Origin of the sequence: Phyllobacterium endophyticum (genome assembly GCF_003010935.1) — a bacterium.
In the GTDB taxonomy this organism is placed as follows: Bacteria; Pseudomonadota; Alphaproteobacteria; order Rhizobiales; family Rhizobiaceae; genus Phyllobacterium; species Phyllobacterium endophyticum.
This window is the reverse complement of sequence record NZ_PGGN01000004.1, coordinates 348,367-371,067: the sequence shown is the minus strand read 5'-3', so window position 1 is coordinate 371,067 and position 22,701 is coordinate 348,367. Positions and strand designations below refer to the sequence as shown.

At 55.4% G+C, this 22,701-nt stretch carries 17 protein-coding genes; 12 read left to right on the top strand and 5 right to left on the bottom strand.

Annotated elements, in window-relative coordinates:
• The first annotated feature begins 94 nt into the window (after positions 1-94).
• The 9 genes from CU100_RS19915 to CU100_RS19875 all read left to right on the top strand — a co-directional run bounded on the left by CU100_RS19915 (position 95) and on the right by CU100_RS19875 (position 13,175).
• Positions 95-1,978, top strand: a complete 1,884-nt coding sequence (locus CU100_RS19915) for an ABC transporter ATP-binding protein (RefSeq protein WP_106718333.1) — start codon at positions 95-97, stop codon at positions 1,976-1,978.
• Positions 1,972-3,894: an ABC transporter substrate-binding protein gene (locus tag CU100_RS19910; RefSeq protein ID WP_106718332.1), complete on the top strand. Its 1,923-nt coding sequence runs from the start codon at positions 1,972-1,974 to the stop codon at positions 3,892-3,894. The genes CU100_RS19915 and CU100_RS19910 overlap by 7 nt, the downstream gene beginning before the upstream one ends.
• A 3-nt stretch (positions 3,895-3,897) precedes the next feature.
• Complete coding sequence (locus CU100_RS19905) at positions 3,898-4,896, top strand: ABC transporter permease (protein WP_106718331.1); 999 nt, start codon at positions 3,898-3,900, stop codon at positions 4,894-4,896.
• The gene (locus CU100_RS19900) at positions 4,893-6,068 is read left to right on the top strand and encodes an ABC transporter permease (RefSeq protein WP_106718330.1); all 1,176 of its coding nucleotides are present in this window, start codon (positions 4,893-4,895) and stop codon (positions 6,066-6,068) included. The genes CU100_RS19905 and CU100_RS19900 overlap by 4 nt, the downstream gene beginning before the upstream one ends.
• Before the next feature lie 85 nt (positions 6,069-6,153).
• Complete coding sequence (locus CU100_RS19895) at positions 6,154-7,365, top strand: glycosyltransferase family protein (RefSeq protein ID WP_106718329.1); 1,212 nt, start codon at positions 6,154-6,156, stop codon at positions 7,363-7,365.
• Positions 7,366-7,375: 10 nt separating this feature from the next.
• Positions 7,376-8,620, top strand: coding sequence for a glycosyltransferase family 4 protein (locus CU100_RS19890; RefSeq protein ID WP_106718328.1), 1,245 nt, complete (start codon positions 7,376-7,378; stop codon positions 8,618-8,620).
• A complete protein-coding gene (locus CU100_RS19885; protein ID WP_106718327.1) occupies positions 8,617-9,753 on the top strand; it encodes a glycosyltransferase family protein in 1,137 nt (378 codons plus the stop codon). Before CU100_RS19890 ends, CU100_RS19885 begins: the two co-directional genes overlap by 4 nt.
• A 168-nt stretch (positions 9,754-9,921) precedes the next feature.
• Positions 9,922-12,636, top strand: coding sequence for an ABC transporter ATP-binding protein (locus CU100_RS19880; RefSeq protein ID WP_106718326.1), 2,715 nt, complete (start codon positions 9,922-9,924; stop codon positions 12,634-12,636).
• 74 nt (positions 12,637-12,710) lie between these two features.
• On the top strand, positions 12,711-13,175 hold the full coding sequence (locus CU100_RS19875) for a cyclic nucleotide-binding domain-containing protein (RefSeq protein WP_106718325.1): 465 nt from the start codon (positions 12,711-12,713) through the stop codon (positions 13,173-13,175).
• Positions 13,176-13,233: 58 nt separating this feature from the next.
• On the opposite strand, the gene CU100_RS19870 is transcribed toward CU100_RS19875, so the two are convergent.
• Complete coding sequence (locus CU100_RS19870; RefSeq protein ID WP_106718324.1) at positions 13,234-14,985, bottom strand: metallophosphoesterase family protein; 1,752 nt, start codon at positions 14,983-14,985, stop codon at positions 13,234-13,236.
• A gap of 212 nt (positions 14,986-15,197) precedes the next feature.
• On the opposite strand from CU100_RS19870, the gene CU100_RS19865 reads away from it, so the two are divergent.
• A complete protein-coding gene (locus CU100_RS19865) occupies positions 15,198-16,028 on the top strand; it encodes an MBL fold metallo-hydrolase (protein WP_106718323.1) in 831 nt (276 codons plus the stop codon).
• Here the strand turns inward: CU100_RS19865 and CU100_RS19860 are convergent.
• On the bottom strand, positions 16,025-16,777 hold the full coding sequence (locus tag CU100_RS19860; protein WP_106718322.1) for a polysaccharide deacetylase family protein: 753 nt from the start codon (positions 16,775-16,777) through the stop codon (positions 16,025-16,027). The genes CU100_RS19865 and CU100_RS19860 overlap by 4 nt on opposite strands.
• The gene (locus CU100_RS19855; protein ID WP_106718321.1) at positions 16,767-17,858 is read right to left on the bottom strand and encodes a glycosyltransferase family 4 protein; all 1,092 of its coding nucleotides are present in this window, start codon (positions 17,856-17,858) and stop codon (positions 16,767-16,769) included. The genes CU100_RS19860 and CU100_RS19855 overlap by 11 nt, the downstream gene beginning before the upstream one ends.
• Positions 17,859-18,024: 166 nt before the next feature.
• Between CU100_RS19855 and CU100_RS19850 the strand changes: the two genes are divergently transcribed.
• Together CU100_RS19850 and CU100_RS19845 are read left to right on the top strand one after the other, a co-directional pair.
• Positions 18,025-19,749 carry an adenylate/guanylate cyclase domain-containing protein gene (locus CU100_RS19850; RefSeq protein WP_106718320.1) on the top strand — a complete coding sequence of 575 codons (1,725 nt, stop codon included), beginning with the start codon at positions 18,025-18,027 and terminating at the stop codon, positions 19,747-19,749.
• A 72-nt stretch (positions 19,750-19,821) separates the two neighbouring features.
• Positions 19,822-20,694, top strand: coding sequence for an FkbM family methyltransferase (locus CU100_RS19845; protein WP_106718319.1), 873 nt, complete (start codon positions 19,822-19,824; stop codon positions 20,692-20,694).
• On the opposite strand, the gene CU100_RS19840 is transcribed toward CU100_RS19845, so the two are convergent.
• Both CU100_RS19840 and repC read right to left on the bottom strand, forming a co-directional pair.
• A complete protein-coding gene (locus tag CU100_RS19840) occupies positions 20,674-21,156 on the bottom strand; it encodes a class I SAM-dependent methyltransferase (protein ID WP_106718662.1) in 483 nt (160 codons plus the stop codon). The genes CU100_RS19845 and CU100_RS19840 overlap by 21 nt on opposite strands.
• 117 nt (positions 21,157-21,273) lie before the next feature.
• The gene (repC, locus tag CU100_RS19835; RefSeq protein WP_245419139.1) at positions 21,274-22,542 is read right to left on the bottom strand and encodes a plasmid replication protein RepC; all 1,269 of its coding nucleotides are present in this window, start codon (positions 22,540-22,542) and stop codon (positions 21,274-21,276) included.
• Between the last annotated feature and the right edge of the window lie 159 nt (positions 22,543-22,701).

Genomic DNA, 22,701 nt, shown 5'->3' with positions numbered 1-22,701 from the left:
CATATAGAGCCAACTAGACTCGCCTGAAGCCGTACGATAGGTTCAAATTCAAGTGAGCAGCTGACAAAAGGCTCCGAGGGAACGATTGACTGGCATGAAGTCCGAAACTGATCTGCTGCGTATTGAAAATCTGGGCATTTCCTTTTCGATGCTTGGTGGGCGGTTAGAGGTCGTTAGGGGCGTGAACCTCCGCGTCCTGCCCGGAAAAGTGACAGCCCTTGTGGGTGAGTCCGGTTCCGGCAAGTCTGTGATCAGCCAGTCGGTCATGGGAATCCTGCCAAATACCGCCAAGGTGACTGGCAAAATTCTCTTCACGGATCCAGTCGACGGCAGGAGTACCGACATCCTGAGGTTATCGCGCGACGGACCTGAAATTCGCGCGTTGCGCGGTAGTCGCATGGCGAAAATCTTCCAGGAGCCAATGACTTCGCTTTCGCCGTTGCACACTGTGGGCAATCAGATCAGCGAGGTCCTGGCGATCCATACTGAATCGACAAAGGACGAGCGCCGCTTCAAAACCGAGGAGATGCTCGGGCTCGTTGGCTTCGCCAAGCCAAGCCGGACCTATGATATGTATCCCTTCGAATTATCCGGAGGAATGCGACAGCGCGCCATGATCGCTATGGCGCTAATCTGCCGCCCTGCCCTGCTTATCGCCGACGAGCCGACGACGGCGCTCGACGTAACGATTCAAGCGCAGATTCTGGAGTTGCTACGTGATCTTCAGCACAAGCTGAACATGGCAATGCTTCTCATCACGCATGATCTTGGCGTCGTCGCAAATATGGCAGACGAGGTGGTGGTCATTTATCACGGCGAAATAATGGAAGCAGGTACCGTCGGAGCCATCTACCGAAAACCGCAACATGCCTATCTGAAAGGTCTGATGGCTGCCGTTCCGCATTTCGACATGAAACCCGGCGAGCGCCTGAAGGCTCTTCGCGAAGTTCCGGTCAATTCGGAGACACTTTGGGCTAAGAAGAAACCGGTTGAAAACGCTCCGGAGATTCTCCTGTCTGTCCGGGATCTGGTAAAAACCTATGGTATTCGCAAGTCTGGCCTTTTCGGCAAGCAGGACAAGACCCTGGTTAAGGCTGTGGACGGCATCAGCTTCGACATCAAGCGCGGTGAATGTCTCGGCCTCGTCGGCGAGAGCGGTAGCGGCAAGACGACCGTGAGCAAGATCCTGATGCGCGCTGTCACGCCTGACGGTGGCTCCGTCATTTTCGACGACGGCAGGGGCAAGATCGATGTCCTCAAAGCAGAGGGTGCCGAACTCATGCAGTTGCGCACCCGCATGCAGATGGTTTTTCAGGATCCGGTTTCATCGCTCTCGCCGCGCATGACCGTGCAGAACATCCTCAGCGAGCCGTTGGAGATACACGGGCTTGGCGATAGTGCCTATCGTCTGAAGAAGGTACGCGCGCTCATGCAGGCGATAGGCCTCGATCAGCGATTTCTCAATCGCTATCCCCACAGCTTTTCCGGCGGCCAGCGACAACGGATCGGCATCGCAAGGGCCCTGGCACTTGGCCCCCAACTCCTAATCTGCGACGAACCTGTATCGGCCCTTGATGTTTCGGTGCAGGCGCAAATTCTCAATCTCCTCAAGGACCTCCAAAAAGAACTAGGCCTGACCTACCTCTTCATCTCGCACAATCTCGCTGTTGTCGATTACATGGCTGACCGCATTGCCGTCATGTACGCGGGGCGCATTGTGGAGATTGCTCCCCGTGAGATAATTCTGCGCGATCCTGTCCACCCATATACGCGCTCGCTTCTTGCGGCCATTCCTTTCCCCGATCTCGACAGACCGCTCGACTTTGATACTTTGAAGGCTAACGATACATCGAACAAGCAGGCCTGGGGCTCACAATTCACAGGCGGCACCGAAACGCTTGCACCTGCGGATCTTGGCGGTGGCCATCTTGTCCTGGCTCGGCGCAACGCCGACGCAAGGGAGCTACGGTCGTGGTAAGCCGCCGCTCCGTACTTGGCACCAGCCTGGCTGCGATGGGTTGGGCGCTGATGCCGAGCATGGGTAAAGCAGCCGATCGGGAGCTTGAACCTGAGTATCTGGCTGATCAACTTCGGGCCCGCAGCTTGCCACCTCTTGTTGAGCGACTACCAAAAAGGCCGCGCATTGTCGGCCTCAAGGAAATGGGCCGCACGCCCGGCCGCTATGGTGGAACGGTTCGCACGATCATTGGCAGCGCAAAAGATATTCGGTTCATGACGATCTATGGCTACGCGCGGCTGATCGGATATGACGAACACCTCGTTTTCCAGCCTGACATTCTCGAGGCGTTCCATTCCGACAACGACACGGTGTTCACGTTTACGATTCGTGAGGGGCACAGATGGTCCGACGGTTCGGCTTTTACCACCGACGATTTCCGCTACTGGTGGGACGACGTGCTCCTTAACAAGGATCTGACACCCGGCGGTGGCTCCATGGTGTTGCGTGTCGACGGTAACCTTCCACGCTTCGAAATCCTCGACGAATGGACCATCCGCTATTCCTGGGATAAGCCCAATCCGGACTTTCTACCAAGTCTTGCTGGGCCGCAGCCTCTGGTTCTTGTCGGACCGTCAGCCTATCTCAAACGATTTCACAAGAAATATCAGGATCAATTCAGGCTCTCCGCCTTGATGCAGGAACAGCGGGTGAAGAAATGGGCCGACCTGCATATCAAGATGTCGCGGACATACCGTCCAGAAAACCCCGAGCTGCCAACGCTCGATCCTTGGCGAAACACCACAGCAGCGCCGGCTGAGCAGTTTGTCTTCGAGCGCAACCCGTTCTTCCACCGCGTGGATGAAAACGGCAGGCAACTGCCCTACGTCGATCGCTTTATCCTCAACGTAAGTTCATCCTCCATCATTGCGGCCAAGACAGGTGCTGGAGAAACGGACCTGCAAGCTACGGGCATCGATTTTGCCGACTACACATTCTTGAAGGATGCCGAAGATCGCTATCCGATAAAGGTTGATCTATGGAAGGCAACGCGCGGTTCGCGTGTCGCTATCTTGCCCAATTTGAACTGCGGCGACGACGTCTGGCGCGCATTGTTCCACGACGTCAGGGTAAGAAGAGCCTTGTCTCTTGCGATTGACCGGCATGAGATCAACATGGCGGTATTCTACGGCCTCGGTGTCCCCAGCGCGGATACGCTCCTGCCTGAGAGCCCACTGTTCAAACCTGAATATGCGAGTGCCTGGATCGATCACGATCCCGATAAAGCCAATGCGCTGCTGGATGAGGCCGGCCTACAGGACCGCGGAGAGGACGGCATCCGCCTTTTACCTGATGGCAGGCCTGCCGAAATCACGATCGAGACACCGGGCGAAAGTTCTGTCGACACGGATGTTCTCGAACTTGTCACCGATCATTGGCGCAAGATCGGCATTGCGCTTTTTATACGGACCTCGCAGCGGGACATATTCCGCAGCCGTGCAATGGGCGGTCGGATCATGATGTCCATATGGTACGGAATGGACAATGGTGTGGCGACGGCCGACATGAATCCGGGACAGTTGGCTCCAACGATGGACGACCAATTGCAATGGCCTCTTTGGGGCATGTACTACCTGTCACATGGCAGCCAGGGCAAGGCACCGGATCTTCCTGAAGCCATGGAACTCACCGATTTGCTGGGACGATGGCAGAGATCTGGCCATTTGGCGGAGCGGACAGAAATTTGGCAGAAAATGCTCAGCATTTACAGCCAGCAGGTGTTTTCCATCGGACTTGTCAATGGCACGCTACAACCAATCGTACGTTCGTCGCGATTGCAGAATGTACCTGAGAAGGGCCTCTATGGATTTGATCCTACGAGCTACCTCGGCATTTACATGCCGGATACCTTCTGGCTGAGTGAGGAGCAGGTCTAGCGAATGCTGCGTTACATACTTTGGCGTATTGCCGCGATGATCCCCACCCTGCTGGTTATTTCAGCCCTGGTCTTTACCATAATAGAACTGCCGCCCGGCAATTTCTTTGAAAGTCAGATCGCCGAGCTGCGAGCCCAAGGTGAAACGGTCAATCTGCAGGAAATCGAAGAATTGCGCCATCAGTACGGTTTCGACCGGCCTCCGGTGTTGCGATATTTTCATTGGCTCGGCGGCATGTTGCAGGGTGATTTCGGCTATTCCTTCGAATACCAGCTACCGGTAAGCGAGGTGGTCGGTGACCGCCTGTGGCTGACGATCCTCGTCTCCTTTGTCACAATCCTCTTCACTTGGTTGATCGCTTTTCCAATCGGCATGTACTCCGCGACCCACCAGTATAGCTGGAGCGATTACGGCCTCACGTTCCTTGGCTTGATCGGCATCGCTATCCCGAACTTCATGTTGGCGTTGATCCTGATGTACTTTGCCAATATCTGGTTCGGCACGTCGATCGGCCATTTGATGGATCAGCAGTATCTCAACGAACCGATGAGTTGGGAGAAGGCAAGATCGATCCTTTCCCATTTGTGGATTCCGGTGATCATCGTTGGTACAGCCGGTACGGCGGGCATGATCCGGCGCTTGCGCGCCAATCTCCTGGACGAGTTGCAGAAGCAATATGTCATGACGGCTCGCGCCAAGGGACTTCACCCGTTCCGCACGCTCGTCAAGTATCCGCTGCGCATGGCGCTCAATTTCTTCGTCTCCGATATCGGCTCGATCTTGCCTTCCATCATATCCGGGGCCGAAATCACCGCCATTGTACTCTCCTTGGAGACGACGGGGCCAATGCTCATCAAAGCGCTGCAAAGCCAGGATATGTATCTTGCAGGGTCTTTCCTGATGTTTTTGGCATTCCTCACCGTAATCGGCGTGCTCATTTCCGATATTGCCCTTGCTTTTCTCGATCCGCGCATTCGTCTGCAAGGCAGGAGCACCAAGTGACAGCACCGCTTCCCTCGCCCGGCGCGCCCCTCCAGCACTACGTTTCCACTGCTCCTTTTGATCCTATGTCAGTGGAGGTAATGACCGACGAACAGGCCAGGATCCATCTCGCATCGCAGACGCGGCTGATGTGGTGGAAATTCAAACGTCACAAGCTTGCACTCGTGTCCGGGATTTTCCTTCTTCTACTCTACGGCATGATCGTCATTGCCGAATTCCTTGCGCCCTATAATTTGCACACCCGGAATGTCGATTTCATCCATTCGCCGCCACAGCGTGTGCATTTCTTCCATGACGGGAATTTTGTCGGGCCATTCGTGTACGGCCGGGAAATGAAGCTCGACATGGAATCGCTGAAACGTGTCTACACGAACAATGGCGCTGACGTCGAACCGCTTCGCTTCTTTTGTCGCGGTGACAGTTACCGATTCTGGGGTTTGATCGACAGTAATATCCATCTTGTCTGCCCGGCCAAGGACGGGCAGATGTTCCTGCTGGGGACTGATCGGCTTGGTCGTGATGTCCTGTCGCGCATCATTTATGGCGCTCGAATATCGCTGACCATCGGTTTGATTGGAATCACCATCAGTTTCGTTCTGGGAATTGTAATCGGCGGTCTTGCCGGTTACCACGGCGGAGTGTTTGATTTGCTGGTCCAACGTGTCATCGAGGTGTTGCAATCATTGCCTAGTTTACCGCTCTGGATGGCGCTTGCGGCGATTATGCCTGTGACATGGAGCCCAATCCTGATCTATTTTGGCATCACCATCATTCTCGGAATGCTGGACTGGACTGGTCTCGCCCGCTCGGTTCGTTCCAAGCTCCTGGCGCTTCGTGAGGAAGATTACGTATTGGCAGCGCAGCTGATGGGTGCCAAAAGTCCGCGTATCATCGGGCGCCATCTTGTTCCAGGTTTCATGTCGCACCTGATCGCGACGGCCACCATCTCGATTCCCGGAATGATTCTGGGCGAGACAGCGCTGAGCTTCCTCGGTCTTGGCCTAAGGCCGCCGATCACGAGCTGGGGTATTCTGTTGACCGAGGCGCGCAGTGTGAGCGTTATTGCATTTTATCCCTGGCTGCTTTTTCCAATGATTCCTGTCATTCTTGTTATCCTGGCGTTCAATTTCCTTGGAGATGGGTTGCGCGACGCCGCCGATCCCTACAGATAGTGGAGGTTGAGGCCATGAGTTCGCGTTCTCACTTAGCTTTCGAATGCACTGGGCGGGTCAACCCGCGTAATAGAGGGTTTTGACCATGATGCGGCGTTTCGAAGATGCCCGGATCTTGATGTACAGCCACGACACCTTCGGCCTTGGTCATTTGCGGCGGTGCAGGACAATCGCCCATTCGCTCGTCGAGGATTTTCGTGGTCTCAACATACTGATCATTTCAGGCGCGACGATTGCAGGCGCCTTCGACTATCGGGCGCGGGTGGATTTCGTGAAAGTGCCGAGCGTCATCAAGCTGCGCAATGGCGAGTACACGTCACTCGCCAGGCATATCGATCTGCATGAAACGCTGAAGATGCGCCAGTCGATTATCCGTCACACCGCGGAGACGTTTCAGCCGGATATTTTCATCGTCGACAAGGAGCCAATGGGACTCAAGGGTGAGATCGAGGAAACCCTCGCCTATCTGAAATCGCGAGGCACCACACTCGTCCTTGGGCTGCGTGAGGTCATGGATGCACCGCATCTGCTCGAAGCCGAGTGGAAGAACAACAACGTGATGCGTAAGATAGACCAGTTTTACGATACTGTCTGGGTCTATGGTCCGCCTGATTTCTACGACCCCCTGGTGGATCTGGATGTGCCCGCCACGCTCCGTGACAAGATGAAATTCGTGGGTTTTCTGCAGCGCAGTCTGTCGAATGATAACGCGCCCACCCATGTTCCCGAGGGCGATTATATTCTCGTCACCACCGGCGGTGGCGGCGACGGCGCCGATCTCGTCCATAATGTCATCCATGCTTATCAGCAGGATCCCACTCTCCAGCACAAGGCATTCATCGTTCTGGGGCCTTACATGCCGGCCAAGCAGCGAGCGAAGCTTGTCAAGAAGGGCGGCAAGATTCCCTATATCCAGGTTATCGAGTTCGACAATCGGATGGAGGAGCTCATCGCTGGCGCCAAGGCCGTGGTTGCCATGGGCGGCTACAATACCTATTGCGAGATACTCTCTTTCGATAAGCCGGCGCTGATCGTACCGCGCGTGCTGCCGCGCGAGGAACAGTTGATCCGGGCCACACGCGCTACCGAACTCGGTCTCATTGAAATGCTGCGACCCGAGGAAGCCGAAGATCCCTTGCGATTTGCGCAGGTGCTTAAGCGCCTGCCCGACCGGGCACCGCCTTCTCAAACGGGCAAGGGCGATGGTATGCGCCTGGAAGGTCTCGTGCATATCTCCGAAATCGTCGGCGACTGGCTGGACGAACGCGAACGGCCCCTGCCAGCTGTAGCGGAATAAGAGCATCAGTTTGCCTCATCGCCTCAAAACTTTGGTGCTTCTGAAGGGTTATCCGCGGCTGTCGGAAACCTTTATTGCACAGGAACTGCTAGGACTCGAACGAGCCGGGTTCGACCTGACTCTCATTTCCATGCGCCGGCCAACGGACAAGAAACGCCATCCGATCCATGACGAGATTAAAGCTCGTGTGGTTTACTTGCCCGAGTATCTCCATGAAGAGCCATTTAGAGTGTTCCGAGCCTTGGCTGCGACCTGGAGGAAACCGAACTTCAAGCCCCTGCTGCGACGTTTTTGGGACGATCTGAAACGGGATATCTCTCGCAATCGTGTGCGGCGTCTCGGTCAGGCGCTGGTCCTTGCCCATGAATGGCCCGATGCAGGCAGATGGTTGCACGCCCATTTCATACATACCCCGGCTTCTGTTGCGCGATATACGAGCATTTTGACCGGTATCCCCTGGAGCTGCTCCGCGCATGCCAAGGACATTTGGACATCTCCTGACTGGGAGCTGACCGAGAAGCTCGCCGAGGCACGCTGGAGCGTTACTTGCACGCGCTCCGGATTTGAACATATGCGCGCGCTGACACCCCGAAAGGAGCAGGTGCATCTGAGTTATCATGGTCTTGATCTTGGTCGCTTCGGGCGCTTTACCGCGGTTCGGCCTGGCCGGGATGGGTCGGATCGAGCCCAACCGGTCGAGATCTTGAGCGTTGGACGTGCTGTTCCCAAGAAGGGATATGACATTCTGCTGAATGCCTTGGCGATGCTCCCGGCGCGCCTTCAATGGCGCTTTGTTCATATTGGCGGCGGTGACGAACTCCCGCGACTGAGATCGCTGGCAAAAAGGCTTGGCATTGAAAATCGCATCGTCTGGAAAGGGGCACTTGCGCAGGAAGAGGTACTCGCCCACTACCGTCGCGCTGACATTTTTGCGCTTGCCTGCAGGATAGCGCAGGATGGAGATCGAGACGGTCTTCCAAATGTCCTCGTTGAGGCTTGTAGCCAGAACCTTGTTTGCATTTCGACCGCCATTTCCGGTGTCCCGGAACTTCTTACTGGCGGAGAAAACGGCTTTGTCGTGCCGCCAGAAGACCCCCGGTTGTTCGCTATCGCCCTCGAACGCGCCATTCGTGAGCCTGATCTAAGGTACCGCTTGGGCAAAGCTGCGGAGAAAAGGGTGCTCGAACACTTTGACCACGATTCCAGCATTCGCCAGTTGACCGGGCTGTTTGAAACAGAGTGGGCAAAAATATGAGTGAGCCGCGTGTCTTCTTTTATGTCCAGCACCTCCTCGGTATCGGCCACCTGGCTCGCGCCAGCCGCATCGCCTCTGCTCTAGCGGCAAATCGTTTTGATGTCACTGTGGTGACCGGCGGTTCCAGTGTTCCCGGCTTTCCCGGACCCGACGTCAAGTCACTTGCACTACCACCTCTGTTTGCCGACAGCGCCGGATTTTCCGGCTTGGTCGATCATCACGGCGATTCCGCAGATGACGGCTATCTCGCCCGACGTCGTGATCTCCTGCTTGAAGCGTTCAGCACGACACAAGCTGACGTCGTAATCATTGAGGCCTTTCCCTTCGGCCGCAGGCAAATGCGCTTCGAACTGATGCCATTGCTTGAGGCGATCGAACGATCCAGGCCACGCCCGCTTCTGTTGACCTCAGTCCGGGATATTCTGCAGGAGCGGATGAAGCCCGGACGGGATCAGGAGACCGTCAGCCTCATCAACAAGCATTTCGGCCATGTGCTCGTACATGGCGATCCTTCGTTTGTGGCCCTGCAGGATACGTTTCCACTTTCAGGGGAAATCTCGAAGAAGATCATCTATACCGGGCTCGTAGCAGGACCTTCTCCGGACAACCCGTCCGATGTTTTCGACATAGTTGTGTCGGCTGGAGGTGGGGCAGTGGGAACTGAACTCATTCGTTCGGCCCTCTATGCCGCAAGAAATTCGAACTTTGGTGGAGCATGGTGCCTGATCGCCGGCCCCAACATGCCAAAAACTGATTTCGCCGCTCTGGCAGCTGAAGCGCCTGACAATGTCAGTCTTTTTCGTTTCCGACGGGACTTTCCCTCATTGCTCAAAGGAGCCGAGCTTTCGATATCTCAAGCGGGATATAACACGGTCTGCGACATTCTCCGGGCGCAATGTCGCTCGATACTGGTTCCCTTTACCGCAGGCGGTGAGACGGAGCAGAGTGTCCGGGCAACCCGGCTGGAAGCGCTCGGGCTTGCAATCGCACTGCCCGAGAATGGTTTGAATGGCGATATTCTCTCCGAAGCGATCACGGCAGCTATGGAACAGCCGAAACCGCCATCACATAGGCTCAATCTGGACGGCGCCGAGCGTACGGCGGAGATCCTGCGGAACTTGTTGGAACGCTAACAACCTGCTTCCTTGAATTGACAATACAATGTCCCACACCCATGTCATATAGCCTTCACGAACCTGATGCTGTAGGCTAAGCCAATACAATCCATGGAGTTCGTCCATGTGCACTTCAAACGTTTCAGTACTTGCGATTCTTGCTGAATTCACAGCCCCCGGTTTTCAATGGAAACAAGTCTAACACGTTACATCTGGTCGAACACACGGCTACAGCAGATATGGATTCTGTTTGTCGTGGCAGTCTCCATGATTCCCTATTTCATGTCATTCGATCTGCCGAAGCAGATCGTCAATGGGCCGATACAAGGGAACGGCTTTGAGACGCCGGGCGCCACCCGCACGTTCATGCATCTGGAATACGATGTCCCGCTTCTGGGCAAGATAGAGTTGTTTCAAGGGCTCGAGCTCACGCGCTTCCAGACGTTGATGGCACTCAGTCTCGTTTTCTTGTTGCTGGTCATCATCAACGGCCTATTCAAGCTCTACATCAATACCTACAAGGGCCGCCTCGGTGAGCGTATGTTGCGACGCATACGCTTCGAATTGATCGATCGTGTGTTGCGCTTTCCGCCTGCGCAATTCAAACGCATTAAATCAGCCGAAATAGCAACCATGATCAAGGACGAAGTGGAGCCTATGGGCGGCTTCACCGGGGACGCTTTCGTCCAGCCCGCTCTCTTGGGTGGACAGGCGATTACCGCCCTTGTATTCATCATCATGCAGAATTTCTGGCTCGGCATGATCGCAGCCGGTATCGTCGCGATCCAGGGCGTCGTCATTCCGCGCATGCGCAAGCGGCTGCTTGAACTCGGACGCCAGCGTCAATTGACGGCGCGCGAACTTTCGGGTCGCGTCGGCGAAATCGTCGAGGGCATCGGCACCATCCACGGCAACGACACGTCGAACTTCGAACGGGCCGATATCGCAGCGCGCCTCGGTCTCATCTTTTCGATTCGCTATGATCTCTATCAGTGGAAATTTCTGGTCAAGTTCATCAATAATTTTCTGGCGCAGGTTACTCCCTTCCTGTTCTATTCGATCGGCGGGTTTCTCGCCCTGCAGGGACGACTCGATATCGGCCAACTTGTCGCTGTCATCAATGCATATAAGGACCTTCCTGGACCGTTGAAGGAGCTGATCGACTGGGATCAGGCTCGTCAGGACGTTCAGGTCAAATACAATCAGGTGGTGGAACAGTTTAATGTCGACAGGCTCGTCGACCCCAAGATTCAGGCTCTGGTACCCCAGCCGGTAAACCGTCTCGAACATTCACTGAATGCGGTAAACCTGACGGTCTCCGATGACAGTGGCGCACCACTACTCAGGCATGTCACTCTCGAGATCAAGCCGGGTGAAACCGTCGCGATCGTGGGAAATAGCGGTAGCGGTGCAGAGGCCCTTGCCGAAGCTTTCGCGCGGCTCGTCTGGCCCGAACAGGGACGCATAACCATCGATGGAACCGACATCCTGGAGCTGCCGGAATCCGTTACAGGCCGCCGCATAGCCTACGCTGCATCGGATACCTATTTCTTCCACGGAACACTGAGAGACAATTTGCTCTACGGCCTCAAGCACGCCCCGCTTACAAAGGTCGAGTATGAAGGTAAGAGCGCCACGAGGTATAGATGGGAAATCAACGAAGCGCGCCGCGCCGGCAATCCCGAACTCGACCTCAATAGCGATTGGGTCGACTATGCCTCTGCGGGTGTGACGGGCCCGGAGGACTTGTTCAAGGTGGTGCGCCCGGTGCTTGATGCAGTGCTGATCTCCCAGGATATTCTGGATATGGCTCTGCGCTCCTTGGTAAATACGGCTACGCATACCGATCTTACCGACCGCATCGTAGAGTTGCGCCAGGCACTGCGAAAACGCCTGAAAAAAGAACAACTCGACGATCTCGTCGTGCCGTTCAGGCTGGACGAATATAATCCGCAGGCGACCATAGGCGAAAACCTTCTGTTCGGTAGCATGAAGCGTCCGATGATGACCAACAGGAAACTGGCGGCGCATCCATATTTCCGGTCGATCCTGCGCGAGAACGACCTTTATATCGATCTCTATACAATGGGGCTCGAGATCGCCGCCAATGCCGTCGAATTATTCCAGGATCTGCCTCCAGATCATCCCTTCTTCCAGCAACTTACGTTCATGACCGCCGATGATATACCAACCTATCAGGCTCTCCTGCAGAAACTGCAAGGTCGCGGCATTGAAGCTGCATCGGCGGACGAGCGGACAAGTATCATCCGCCTCAGCTTCTCCTATATCGAACCCAGGCATCGCTTCGGCCTCTTGAACGCTCAACTCATGGCCAAGATTGTCGATGCCCGTGCCCGATTCCATCAGAACATGCCCGACGATCTCAAAGCGGTGATCGAGCGTTACGACCCCGAGCGGTTTGCAGCTTCGGCAACCCTGTTGGACAATGTACTGTTTGGCCGCATCGGCTTCACCCAAGCCGACGGCTCGGACCGTATTCGCACCATTCTGCGCGATCTGTTTGATCGGCTTGGGCTATTCGAAAGCGTGCTTTCGATAGGCATGGATTTCGATGTAGGTTCTGGGGGCAAGCGACTGACAAATGTACAGAGGCAAAAGCTCAATGTTGCCAGAGCCCTGCTCAAACGGGCCGATTACGTCATCCTGAATCGCCCGCTTCCTGCCCTCGACCAACGTGTTCAGGACCAAATCACCCGCAACATAATGAAGGACCTGCATGAGGAGGGTCACGCGCCGGCGATCATCTGGGTCCTATCCAATACTGCGCTTGCAAACCTGTTCGACCGCGTGATTGTATTCGACAAGGGAACACTGGTCGAAGATGGAACTCACGCGACTCTTTTGGAGAAAGACGGTATATTCAGAGAGCTGGTATCGTAATGGCGGGGACTTTGAGAATTCGCTTGGCGCGTTTGAAATCGTAGAAGGGTCTTAGCAGGGGGTATTGGACGTTCATGCTGCTGAAAGATGAAGTTGAAATGTTGCGGCGAATACCGCTGTTTTCGGGAGTTGCGCCGGCAAAGCTCAAGCTTCTGGCGTTCACATCGGAGCGCGTGAGTTACAAATCGGGCCAGACACTTTTTCGCCAAGGTGACCCGGCCGACGCGGCTTACGTCATCCTGTCGGGTGGTGCCGATATTCTTTCTGACACCCCTAGCGGCGAGATCAAGGTTGCAGAGATCGAACACGATTCGATCGTTGGCGAAATCGCAATTCTCTGCGACGTTTCCCGCACGGCGACTGTCCGGGCAAACTCGGCTCTCGAGGCCCTGCGGATCAGCAAGGACCACTTTCTCAAGCTCTTGAGCGACTACCCGGAAATGACCATTGAGATCATGCGTGTCCTCGCAGACCGTCTAAGCCACACCACTACGGAACTCAGCGAAGCCCGCAGCAAGCAAAGGCAGGCGGCGAAATAGCAGCATTGGCAGCAGCAAGCCCCGGGTCAGATCCGCGTGGTTGGGCAAATTGCCGGCACTACTGCTTTTCTCTAGTGATTGCTCCCGTCGTCAGGTCGACGCAAAAGTCACGCGACGGCACGCCCGTCATGTATTGGCCCATCATCCGCAGCATTCGAGCAAATTTCTCCCTGACGCTTCCTAACTCTATTGCCGAACTATCTGCGTAAGTCGTAATCAGCAAACGGTATATGGCAAGTCGTTCTGAACGGATGTATTCCAATGCCATTTCGCGGGCTGTGCGCAGCCTGTACCAGTCGCCAAGAAGTTCAACCACGGATAACGCATCGAGCCTTTCCAGCAAGGCGTCATCACCTTCGAATCCCTTGCGGGAACGCTCCGAACGGACAAGCGCAAGGACATCATCGGCAGCAACCGATTGCTGGCAACGGCCGAGGACATACAAATCGGCCAAACTGAGCAGCGGAATTATTCGTGCCATGTCTAGTGGCCACTCGCGGCGTAAATAGCGATACACGACGAGTTGCTGAACGTGTTCAGAAATGAACTCTCCATAGTTCGTTGCCTGGAGCATGCGGCCGGCGCTTTTTCCGGTGAGTTCAATCTCGATACGGTACTGCCGACTGATAGAAGGATCAATCGGCAGGTGATCAAGGCTCACGGTTTCGACGTTCAGACTTGTATCGTCGAGTGTGATCACCTTGAAAGCCGCCGGAAATGCAACGAGGGACGGCACGCCAATATTGACGAGGTACTCGGTTCCTCGCTTGAGGAGTGCGGTATCGTTGATATGGAGATGTCCGCTGAAATGAAGGTGCAGGCCGGCGTCCAGCGCTGCATCGGCCACATCTTGGCTGGGGGTTCTCCTTACGGAACTAGTTTCACCCATCAGCGCTCGTTCGTCCTTCTCCGTTGCGTTAAGCATGTCCAGCATCGGATAGTGCGAGAATGTCAGCAGTTGCTTGCCAGAACGCGTGGCTCTTGCCGTTACATCTTTGATCCAGTCGAGGATAAAGCGCTTGTGTCTCAAAACAGCATTCCATCCAGCGTTGGTGCTGTCTATGAATGCTCCGGCGTCACCAGCAAGATAAGCTCCATTGCGCGGCTCAAAAACATTCGCGTCAATCATCATCAGCCAAAGATCTGGAACAGGCTCGACCAGGTAGGAGCCATCCATCAGGCGGTAGTGGTTCTGTCCGTCTTCCGAAAAGACCGAGTATGATCGTGCCGCCGGGTCATCGTCAGTTCCGAAAGGTGTCTCCCAATGCAAGTCCGCCTGGCGCCGGAAAAAGCCGGTACTCGCCAATGCCTGGAGGCCGCCCGGGTACCCGGGGCAATACATCTTTTCGGTGACAACCATACCGGCCGCGTCGTCATCAACGAACTCACTATCGCTCGCCACGATAGTGTAAGATCCATCGGAGTTGAGCAGACGTTTGGCATGGTGCCTGCCGTTCAGTCCGAAAATATCGTGATTTCCCGGCGTTGCCGCAAAGATCAATCCGTGTTCGCGAACATAAGTGTCGAGCAATCGCCGCAGCGCAGCAAGAGTTGCGTTTTGCCCGTCGTCGGAATAGTCACCAAGGAGTACGATGTGCTTTATGCCACGCGTTACCGCGTCGTCGAGAGCGGCCCGCAAGGCCTGATAGCTTTCGTTGAACACGCGAGTAGAACGCATTGTATCGGTAAGACGGCGTGCTGTCATCCTGCGACCGCTTACGTCGATGCCGTCGAAATCATAATCGCCGTAAAGATCGTGGAAATGGGCATCAGCTATGACAGCAATTTGTGGGAACTTCGAAGAAGACATGAAATCCAGGTTCTGAATTGATGAAAACTGCCTTGCGTATACGTTGCTATCAATGATTGTAGTAAAGCTTAAAATCCAGACTGCTATCGCTTATATGTCATTTATCGCAGCTTTTTATTGCGTGGAGCCAAATAAATCGAAAGCGAAGCCTCGCCTAACGATTGGAGTTTGGTTACGATGCCGCGAAAAGGGGATTGGGTGAAAAAAGCATAATGAACGACGAAGTGTTTCGGGTGAAATTCTGGGGAACGCGGGGGAGCGTTTCCGTATCGGGTCCCGACTTCAGGCGGTATGGTGGTAATACCGCATGTATCGAAGTCCAGTGCGGCAAGCGTCGTTTGATCTTCGATTCTGGTACCGGCATACGACAGGCCGGTGACGCCCTGACACTGGAAGGCGTCGATAATCTCGATATCTTCTACACGCATTGCCACTACGACCACATTATTGGTCTTCCTTATTTCATGCCACTTTACAATCCGATGATGAATGTCCGTCTCTGGTCCGGGCACCTGGCCGGGATCATGACGACGCGGGAAATGGTCAAACAATTCATGCGTCCGCCCTGGTTTCCGGTGGAGCCGGACATCTGCAAGGCGAGTCTCGGCTTTCGCGACTTCCGCTCCGGCGACACATTGGAACCGTTCCCCGCGGTCGCGATCCATACCCGCAGCCTTAATCATCCCGGCGGCTGTATCGGCTATCGAATCGAATTTGCCGGCCGCGTACTCGCACTAATCTACGACACGGAGCATGAAGCCGGTAAGCTTGACCCCATCGTGCTCGAGTTGATTCAGAACGCCGATCTTGTCGTATACGACTGCACCTATACCGAAGACGAAATGCCAAGGCGGTTCGGCTACGGCCACTCAACATGGCAACATGGAGTCCTGTTGGCGAAGGCGGCGAAAATCGGCAGACTCGCCTTATTCCATCATGCACCAGACAGGACGGATGACGAACTCGACGCATTCGAGCGCCTTTCCAGAGAGCGGTTCGCTGGCGCATTTGCGGCGCGTGATTTTCAGGTGATCGAGCTCTAGATCAGCTCTCGCAGTGAAACCCAACGAGCTCCTGAACCCGCGGCCATAATGGCGAAAAGCTTTTGCAAGAAAGACCAAGCGGATTCATCATGCACAAGATGATGCGTGAGAATACCGATGGGCTCCTCGTCGCCCCCGAAGCGAAGCCGTAGTTCGTTGACGAGCGCTTCGACCAATTGTCCATGATCCCGGCAACCGCGCGTCCCGTGCCAATCCATCAGGTCAATGTGCGTATTGACCACAGGCAGGTATGCAGCATGATTCATCCTGGTGGGACCGAAAACTGACAGGGCTTTGAACCCGATGCCCTGCAACACGGATACGAGCAGCGGATCGATACGGTTCCAGGGCGGTACCAGCACAGGTACAAAACTTGCGGGAAATAGCTCGTTCAGGCGCCTGTGCCCGCCACGTAGCTCATCAGATACTACCTCCTGCGCCCGGTGAGGCCCCAACTCCTGCTTTTTCTCATCCGGCGGCGCGTAATTACGGTGCGACCATCCATGCACGGCGACAGTGACGTTCTGCTGCTGTGCCAATCGCCTCGCCAGCCGTGCATCCGCTCGCAACGGTATCACTGCGAGCGTCAGGGGTATGCCGTATCCGTCGCTCAAACTGAGTAGCCGCTCCAGCGCATCAGTTGGCTCGACCGCGTCATCGTCACGCAGCCAAAAACGGGCGCATCGATTGGCATCACTCCAGCGTGCAAGTTCTTCCTGCAAGGGCCGCCACACCGCATCAGCCTCCATCGGCCACGTACTCCCTCAATATCGTATCCAGCCGCCTCGCCGCAATTTCCAGTGATCGCTCCTCCACCACGAAACGTCGCGCCGCGCGGCCCATTGCACTACGTTGCTCGTCGAAATCCATCATCGTTGCTATGGCGTCGGCAAACGCTTGCGTATCGCCAGCCTCGGTCAGCGTTCCTGTCACGCCGTCGCTTACGACTTCGGGAACGCCGGCCGTATTCTGCGCCACTACCGGCAAACCGGCCGCTTGCGCCTCCAGATAGGCGAGGCCGTAGGCTTCACCGGTACCTGGCCAGATATAAGTTCCGCCACGGTAAAGGATATCTACGACCTCCCCTGCCCGCTTCTGCCCGAGCCACTCTACCTGTTCGCCGAAATGCGCGAACATCGATTGTACAGCCTCGCGAGCTGGACCATCGCCAATAATGCTTAACTTGAAGGGTCTGTCGCCCAGCAGGGTCAGCGCCTCTGCCAGCATCCGATAGCTCATGAGCTTGTCGCCATGCCGCATCATCGCGACGGTTATCAACCGGTTCCGGTCATTTGCAGCCGGTTCCTTCAGAAAAGCGGAAGCGTCTATGAATGGCTGCATGCGCGCCAGCCTGGCCGTCGCGACTTGACTGGCCAGTCCTATCTCGTCCCTCTTGGTAAAACAGATGTTAACCGAGGCTTGCTGAATTGCATCCACCACCAGCGATTGCATCTCGGCCCAGCCACTGTCGTCCCTTCGCTTTGAATAGGAAGCTTCCGCCGTTACAGATGGTAGACGAAGAGCAGTGGTGATCGGTGTACCGATCAAATCAGGTGCTTTGTAGTAGGGATGATAACAGAACCACAAATCGGGCTTGGCGCCATGCTGCCATTGCCGCAAAAGCCGCTCCACTTCACGTTTGGCCAACGCCACAATTTTCCCACGTTCGGCAGCATCAGGCGTCGGCGTAAAACTACGCAACTCCGACACCACGTCAACCTCATGTCCAGCCAGGCGAAGCGCAGCGACAAGCAGCTTCGCCATCTGACGATCGCCCGAAGGAACCGGATGATTGGGCGATTTCAGCGGAGCATAGAACGCGATATGCATTTGTCTTCGTGCTTTGAGCATTGCATCTCGGCTAGCTTTCGAACGTTCCGGCTGCAATTGCAAGAGCGGTGTCACATCACATTATAGAACGATTCGGGGTAGCTTCATCGTCTCGCCAAATCAGCATTCGTCGCATAGATTGATTCGAGAGAAATCCACGGTATTCATGACAGTAGTCGACACATTTCCCCTCTTGTCCGAGCGATCCCTGCGAAGGGCGCGATTGGTTTCGGGGTTGGTCATGCTTGTCTTCGTGACCCTTCATCTTGCAAATCATGCGCTGAACCTGATCTCTCTCGATGCCGCGGAAAAGGGCAGACTGTGGTTTACCGCCACATGGCGCAATCCGCTTGGCAGCGCTCTGCTTTATGGTTCAGTTCTCGTTCACATCCTGCTCGTCATGCGCTCGCTCTATAAACGCAGAACTCTCGTCATGCCGCTTCGAGAGGCCATGCAGATCATTTTGGGCCTCCTCATCCCCCTTTTGATCATTGAACATGTCATCGCAACACGCATCAGCTCCGAGCTGTTGGGCACGCCTGACGTCTACGCGTCGGTGATCCGCTCGCTATGGATCAACTCGCCAATGAGCGGCCTGCGCCAATCGATCGCACTCGTCGTGGTTTGGATGCACGGCTGTATCGGGGTTCATTTCTGGCTGCGCTACCGCCCTTGGTATCACAGGGCGGCACCACTTCTTCTTACCTTCGCAATTCTCCTACCCGTACTCGCTTTGCTCGGGTTTGCTAGCACGGGGCGGATACTCGCCAGCGAGCCGCTGCAGTCCAGCCTTGGAAGCGGATACCCCGCTTCAGGTAGCGCTCTTAAAAGCGATAACGCCGCCTATTCGTCAGCCACCGTGGTCGGCAAGGAACGGGTTCGATTGGCCAAGTTCACCCTCTATGGCGGTTTTGCCGGCGGTCTGCTGACGGTCTTTGCCATGCGTACGCGCCGCAATTGGCGCGAGCGGTCCGATCAGATCGCAATCCGTTATCCGGAAGGGCAGGTCGTCAACGTTCCGCGGGGCTTCAGTGTGCTTGAAGCGAGCCGGCTGGGCGGAATCCCGCATTATGCGGTCTGCGGCGGCAAGGGCCGCTGCTCGACTTGCCGGGTCCAGGTTTTGCAAGGCGCGGCGTCTCTTCCTCCAGCTGAAACAACAGAACTGGCAACGCTCGACCGCATCAATGCAGATCCCGGCGTGCGTCTCGCCTGTCAATTGCGCCCGACCAACGATATCAGCGTGGTGCCGATGCTTGTACCAACCCTTGAGGCCGCCCTCCCGATCGGCAGCCAGCAAACCAATCCGGGACGCGAGCAGGAGATCGTCATTCTCTTTTGCGACATCCGCAACTTTACCATGCTTACCCAGTCACAGCTCCCCTATGACATCGTTTTCCTGCTCAACCGTTATTTCGCCATCGTGGGACAGGCCGTAGAAGGCTCGGGAGGCCGCCTGGACAAGTTCATAGGCGATGGTGCCATGGCGCTTTTCGGGCTAAGGGGCTCTCCCGAGGAAGCCTGCCGCAATGCTCTGAAAGCGGCCGCGAGGATCGCCAGCGAAATAGACCGGCTAAACGACGAACTGTCTACCGAGCTTTCCATGCCGCTCCGTGTTGCCATTGGGGTCCATAGCGGACCCGCCATAGTCGGCGCAATGGGTTATGGAAACGTGAAAAATCTCACTGCCATTGGTGACACCGTCAATGTTGCCAGCCGACTAGAAACCGTGGCCAAGGAGCTTGATTCGACGCTTGTCGTCTCAGAACCGACTATTCTCCTTGCCGGCTCCGATGTTTCTGAACTGCAAAGTCAAGAGATCACCATCCGCGGCCGAGCCGAGCCGCTGCGTGTTTACATAATTCACGAGGAACTCACCGGGAGGTTTGCCTGATGAGAGTACTATCCGTATCGCGATCATTCGCATCTTGTGGAAGTGAAGAGTGAAGCTGGACAGGGACCAAGAATGCTGAGGCTTAAATCGATCCGCCGCCATCTGCGTGAAACCAGAAATAACTGGAGTCGAATGTTCTTCGACACGCGTTACGGACGAGAGCTGCTGGTAAGCTCGCTTGGCCCCCGCGTTCAGACGATCACACTGGATTGCGGCGATCATTTCCTGACTTTCTCGCCGAACGACTATATCGGCAGAAAAGTGTTCCGGAAGGGCCATTTCGAACGCGAGCACGTCGATCGGTTGATTGGCATTTTAAAGGAGCGGCGTCTTCTGCAGGAAGGTACCACAGTACTGGAACTTGGTGGAAATATCGGTACGCAGACGGTCTACTTCGCCTTAAGTGGCCACTTCGGCCGCATCATCAGTGTCGAACCGGATCCTCGCAACTTCGCGTTACTGCGTGCCAACGTCGCTCAGAACAAGTTGGAACACTGTGTAATTACGATCAATTGTGCTGCTGGCGAGAGGTCAGGCGAGATTGATTTCTTTCAACATCAGAATAACCACGGCAAGAGCAGCGCCAGCCGCAAGAGTGCTAAAGATTGCAAGATCGTAGTGCCGGTCAAGTCTGTTGGTTCGATACTCGACGAATCCGGCACGGATTTCAATGAGGTTGGGCTCGTATGGATGGACATCGAGGGCTATGAGCCTGTCGCCTGCCGCTCGATGCAACCTCTCCTCGCCCGGAGGACTCCGGTCTACATGGAATTCTCGCCGGAATTCTACGGCGCGCGGGAATCCGCAGCCTTCGTGCAATACCTTGCGAAGTTTTACGACGAATGTCTGATCTTCCACGAAGGTGTCGACAGGTCAGCCAAGGTAAAAGACATTCCGGTCAATGAAAAACAATTCGACGTTCTGTTATTCGATTCGACGGTATAGGAAGTACCGGCCCTTCTTGACGTGATGCGGCAAGGGCAAGTTTTCGAGCTGCGAATGGTTTAGCTCGAGCCCACTGGCAACGATACCGCCCGGCGCAAGTAGCGCGGCCGCAAGTTGGGGCAGCCATGTCAACGTCACTGCATCTCTTTCTTCGTACCCGGTGCCGATGTCCACATGCACAAGAGCCGCATTGATACCGGTGAATTGCTGCGCCGTATCCCGGATCTCGCCGATGACAAGATCTTCCTTATCGGGCGTCGAACTCTTGTGGCACGCCAATGCGCGATCAAAAGCAATGATCCTGCGTTCCGGAAAGTGCGTTCGCAAATGGTCGAAGGTCCGCCCGTTGCCCAGGCCCAATTCAAGAACGGGGCCCTCCAACTCTTTCACCATATCACCAATATGGTTAAGAACATCGCGCTGCGCCGTCATGCGGCGGATGAAGCTGTCGAGACGACTCATAAATTGAAAAGGTCCATGGTTGATGTGCAGATCACCTCGCTTAGCACCGGATGTTCGCGGGGTCGATGGCATGCGTTTCGCATGGTTATCAAGCTTTTGTTAACTAACAATTTTCTATCATCCCGTCCTGGCATCCTGCCGTTGCTGGTTGGCCTTCAGAAGCCCCATCAGCAACGGACCCGAGGAAAACGAACCAGTGCGAGCCTTATCAGTAAGGGATCGTAGATAACCGCCTGGGCTGGCGATGGTTTCACCTTTTTGCAGGATTGCCGCCAAAACTATTGCCGCCTCATCGCGTCCAAAAGTTTCGACCGCCTGGTTCCAGGCGTCAGGGCTGACCCCGAGCGTCACACGAACAAGGTTGGCCGTTTGCACGAGGTCGGACCAGCTATCGATGCCCCGTAAGGCGTAGTCCACAATGTCCGGACAAGCTTTCAGGATCAAACCGAGGGGAAAGGCCTTAGGCGGTAACCTGCCGCCGTCATGTAGGGGTTGATCGGACACTTCGTCATAAACAGCGTCTTCGTCCCTCTGTTCGCCAGCATTGTTCCAGCTCGTACCAGCGTTTGCCCCCTGGTCTTTTCTAAAGCCGGGTTCAAGATCAGATTGCAAGTCGGAATTTTGATTCTGTATGTGCCGTTCATTTCGAACGTCATTGCCGTTCGTTTTATCGAAATTAGCATGAATATTCATGAGCTTCTCTACGTCAGCGCGCAGATCATCAAGCGACTCTGCCAATGCTGTGAGGCCCTCCTTGTCATAGCTGCGCAATAATGATCGAGTGAGTGGAGAGAAGCGCTCTCTGATAGCATCCCAGGGGCCGTCCAGTTGCTGCTCGTCGGCAAAAATGATCATCTTCGCGATGTCGCGGCGGTGCAGGCTGATATGTTCCCGAAGAAGTCGCTTTGACAGATCTTCGTCGCGAATAGCGCTCGCAAATTGTTCCAGCTCAACTGCCCGTGCCACCAACGGGGTCAAATCAAAGCCAAAAGCCGTTTTAACATCGCCCTCCTGGTCGCGGCGCACATAACGCTTGCCGTTGGGACTGTCACGCCTGACGATAAGGCCAGCCTCAACCAGCGCAGCCAAATGCCGGCGCAACGTGACCGCCGCCATGCCGTGCGCACGCATCGAGAGTTCGCGATTGGAGGGAAAGACGATAAGGTTGCTCTCACTGTCGAGTTCCACCGGTTTGTGAAAACTCAGCAGCGCATGCAGCACTGCCAAAGCTCTGTCGGAGACGCCAAGAACCGGCCGTGCCTCGGTAATCGTACGGAACAATCGCCACTTGTCGGCGACCTGTGTGGACGGACAATTTCGCACCGAAGCCTGCGTTTCCAGCATGACGTGCGACACCGGCCGCCGCCCAAAGGGCGTCGTTGTCATTTCCCTGTTCATAGCTTTTACCCTCAATCAGGCAAAAGAAATCTGCTCGCCGAAACGACGCTTAATGCTTGACAGTGATTCTCGGAAATGCGATTCTCAAGCTGCTTAGACTTTGAGAGGGCTTCCGGGACTTGTTTCGGGGGCCTTTTCTTTTGCGAT